The organism is Roseateles saccharophilus, from assembly GCF_004342485.1.
Taxonomy (GTDB): Bacteria; Pseudomonadota; Gammaproteobacteria; order Burkholderiales; family Burkholderiaceae_C; genus Pelomonas; species Pelomonas saccharophila.
In genome coordinates, this window is record NZ_SMBU01000085.1 from 1 (window position 1) to 2,645 (window position 2,645).

General features: G+C 65.9%; 4 protein-coding genes. 1 reads left to right on the top strand and 3 read right to left on the bottom strand.

Translation table 11 applies throughout. From position 1 onward, the window contains the following. Nucleotides 1–71 precede the first annotated feature (71 nt). Both EV671_RS26395 and EV671_RS26400 read right to left on the bottom strand, forming a co-directional pair. Nucleotides 72–278 (bottom strand): type II toxin-antitoxin system RelE/ParE family toxin, encoded by a 207-nt coding sequence (locus EV671_RS26395; RefSeq protein ID WP_132576873.1) that lies wholly within the window; start codon nucleotides 276–278, stop codon nucleotides 72–74. Beyond that, nucleotides 278–568, bottom strand: a complete 291-nt coding sequence (locus EV671_RS26400; RefSeq protein ID WP_132576874.1) for a type II toxin-antitoxin system ParD family antitoxin — start codon at nucleotides 566–568, stop codon at nucleotides 278–280. The genes EV671_RS26395 and EV671_RS26400 overlap by 1 nt, the downstream gene beginning before the upstream one ends. Nucleotides 569–1,282: 714 nt before the next feature. Between EV671_RS26400 and EV671_RS26405 the strand changes: the two genes are divergently transcribed. Continuing rightward, nucleotides 1,283–2,155 (top strand): hypothetical protein, encoded by an 873-nt coding sequence (locus EV671_RS26405; RefSeq protein ID WP_132576875.1) that lies wholly within the window; start codon nucleotides 1,283–1,285, stop codon nucleotides 2,153–2,155. 137 nt (nucleotides 2,156–2,292) lie between these two features. Here EV671_RS26405 and EV671_RS26945 read toward each other — a convergent pair whose 3' ends face one another. After that, nucleotides 2,293–2,466 carry a hypothetical protein gene (locus tag EV671_RS26945; RefSeq protein ID WP_165917749.1) on the bottom strand — a complete coding sequence of 58 codons (174 nt, stop codon included), beginning with the start codon at nucleotides 2,464–2,466 and terminating at the stop codon, nucleotides 2,293–2,295. Between the last annotated feature and the right edge of the window lie 179 nt (nucleotides 2,467–2,645).

The window sequence follows — 2,645 nt, forward strand, 5'->3', positions numbered from 1 at the left end:
TCCCGCACTGCCGTCGGCGGCGTTCTCAACAACGCCCGAAATGTCCCTGGGACATCAGGCTCTGGCAGACCTCAAACAGCGACGGTCATAACACCTGCCCCGAGCTCGGGCCGCAGGAGGCTGCCAGGTCTGTCCGGCTGAAGCGCAACATCGCGTAGCGCCGTGACGATCAAGCTCTCATAGCGCAAACGCGCGATCTCGCCGAACTGCTCATGCGTCCAGGCAAGGATGCCAATGACGTCTGCCTGAGCCGAGTCCGACAGACGATAACGAAGCATCAGCTTGCCGTCTTGGCGAATTGGGCGGCACGACAACCCAACTGCCCGACGAAATCCTCAAGCTGGTCGTCACCAACGTCGGCATACCGTGCCGCGGAAATATCCGCCCATCCCTGGCGGGCCGCTTGCTTGAGGGCCTGCAGCTTTGCGCGCTCGGTGCGATCGCGCTCTTCGATCAGGCGCAAACCTTCACGCAGTACCTCGCTGGCGTTCTGGTAGCGCCCGGACTTCACCAGGGTCTCTATCAGCTCCTGTTGATGGTCGCTCAAGACCACGTTTCGCGTTGGCATGTCGATCGCTCCGAAGGCGTGGGATGCAGCAGGCCAGCCCAACATTGGCATATTATGCCAGCGCCCGTGCGAGTCAGGTGAAGCGGTGCTTTCGATCGAATGACCGTCATGAGCTCCGCTGCAGCTCGGGACCTCGAGCATTCAAGGAGCTGCGACGACCGATCCGCGGAAGCTGGCCCGACGACTGCTTCCGCGCTGGCGAAATGATCAGACCTGTGTCGACAACGGGTCGCTTCGAGCCGGCCGCGGTCCGCGAGTGCAGTCCTCCGGGCCCACTTGCTCGGCCAGCCATGATCGGGCGACAGGACCCGGCGGTGATGCTGTCGGTCGAGGCTGCCGGAACACGACGACCGATTTTCGTTGTCACCGCCGTTCGGGCCTCCGGCGACGCCCCCCCTGTCCGTCATCGCCGTGCGGGCGATGCTGAGCGAGGCGCCCCATGCGATCGAGAACGTCGACGCCGCCCCCTGCACGCGCTGACCCGGACCGCCGTCCTGTACCCCGGCTCGGCGACGTCGATATAGCCCTTGCGCCGTCGAGATTTGCGCAAACTCAAGGCCTACCTAACTGCCAAAGTCCACAACATTGGGGTTGTGTCGCCGCCGCCCAGTGGCCAGTCTGCGAACGGGAAACCCTCGAGGTGTCGGTGTCGGCATTGCTGCCGCGACCGTGCCGGAGTGAAGTCCCGCCATTTGCAGCTTTCGGGAGCAAGACATGTCCACCCAACAGATGAACTCCGTGGTCCTGGTCGACCTGACCGGCACCATCGACCCGGCCTTCCTGAGCCAGGTCTCCTCGGCCCTGGATCAACAGGTGACGCGCGATCTCGCGACGACCTGGAGCGGGATTTCGGCCCACGTCAAGGCAGTATCCTCACTGAGCTCGCTGCGACGGGGCGACTGGCCCGTCTACCTGGTCGCCACGCTGCCGCCGGGCGAAGGCGGATACCACCAGGACAAGAACAAGCGCCCCTACGCCAAGGTGATTGCCTCGGCGGACGATCCCAGCTGGACGGTGGACGCCAGCCACGAGGTCTGCGAGATGCTCGTGGACCCCTATGGAAGCCGGCTTCAGGCGAGCAACGGCATCATGATCCAGGGCGGCCAGGTCGTCGACGGCGACGGCACCTTCGAGTACCTGGTCGAAGCCTGCGACCCCTGCGAAGCCAACAACTTCGCCTATGAAATCGCGGGGGTCGCGGTGTCCGACTTCATCACGCCCAACTACTACGACAGCGATGCGCGACCCGGCGTGCGCTACAGCTTCCAGGGCAATATCACCCGCCCCCGCCAGATGCTCGAAGGCGGCTACATCTCATTCGTGAATGCCGCCGACGAACTCCAGCAGATCCTCTGGGTGGACACCCCCCAGCCGGTGCTCAAGACGCTGGGGCCGGCGAACGGCATGTCGCTGCGCGAACATGTGCATCTGCAGATGGGTGAGGCCGCCTACAAGGCCAAGCACCTGCAGCGCCGCAAGGCCGGGGGCCTGCGCAAGGACATCCAGCGCCGCGTCAACGCCACCTCCATCGAACTGGAAGCCGCCAGGGCTCGTGCCGGCCTGCTGAAGACCCTGCACCGCCTGTAGACCAGGCGCTGCATCCCGGCGGGACGGGCCGCCACGATCGGGGTCATCGCCGATGGCGATGACCTCCCTCCAGCGCGAGGGCCACCCTGCCAGGCCCGTCGAACGGCTGCCGGCAAGCGGTGCCGCCCATCACCGGCTCAAACCACGGCCGGCACCAGCGGCGGCACCAAGGGCGGCTGCCCTTGCACCACCTGGTCACGCCCTGCGGACTTGGCGGCGTAGAGGGCCTCATCGGCCTGCTTCACCAGTGCGCGGGTCTGGGCATCGACCGCCTGCCGCGTCGAAGTCGTCTTCGGGTCCAGCGTCGCCACGCCCAGGCTGACCGAGACGGCGCGGTCACCAGCCGTGCGGCGCAGGCCACCGGCCGCGTCCCCGACGCGGTCATGCAGCCGCCAGTGTTGGCGGCGGTCAGGAAACGCTCTTATTCGGCGGTGAGACGGCGGTTTTGGCCATGACCAGGCACTACGGCGCTCCCCAGGTCAGTATTCGA

What these genes read in the sequence shown, in the direction of transcription:
- EV671_RS26395 (WP_132576873.1), bottom strand. Translation starts at nt 278, where the DNA reads ATGCTTCGTTATCGTCTGTCGGACTCGGCTCAGGCAGACGTCATTGGC.
- EV671_RS26400 (WP_132576874.1), bottom strand. Translation starts at nt 568, where the DNA reads ATGCCAACGCGAAACGTGGTCTTGAGCGACCATCAACAGGAGCTGATA.
- EV671_RS26405 (WP_132576875.1), top strand. Translation starts at nt 1,283, where the DNA reads ATGTCCACCCAACAGATGAACTCCGTGGTCCTGGTCGACCTGACCGGC.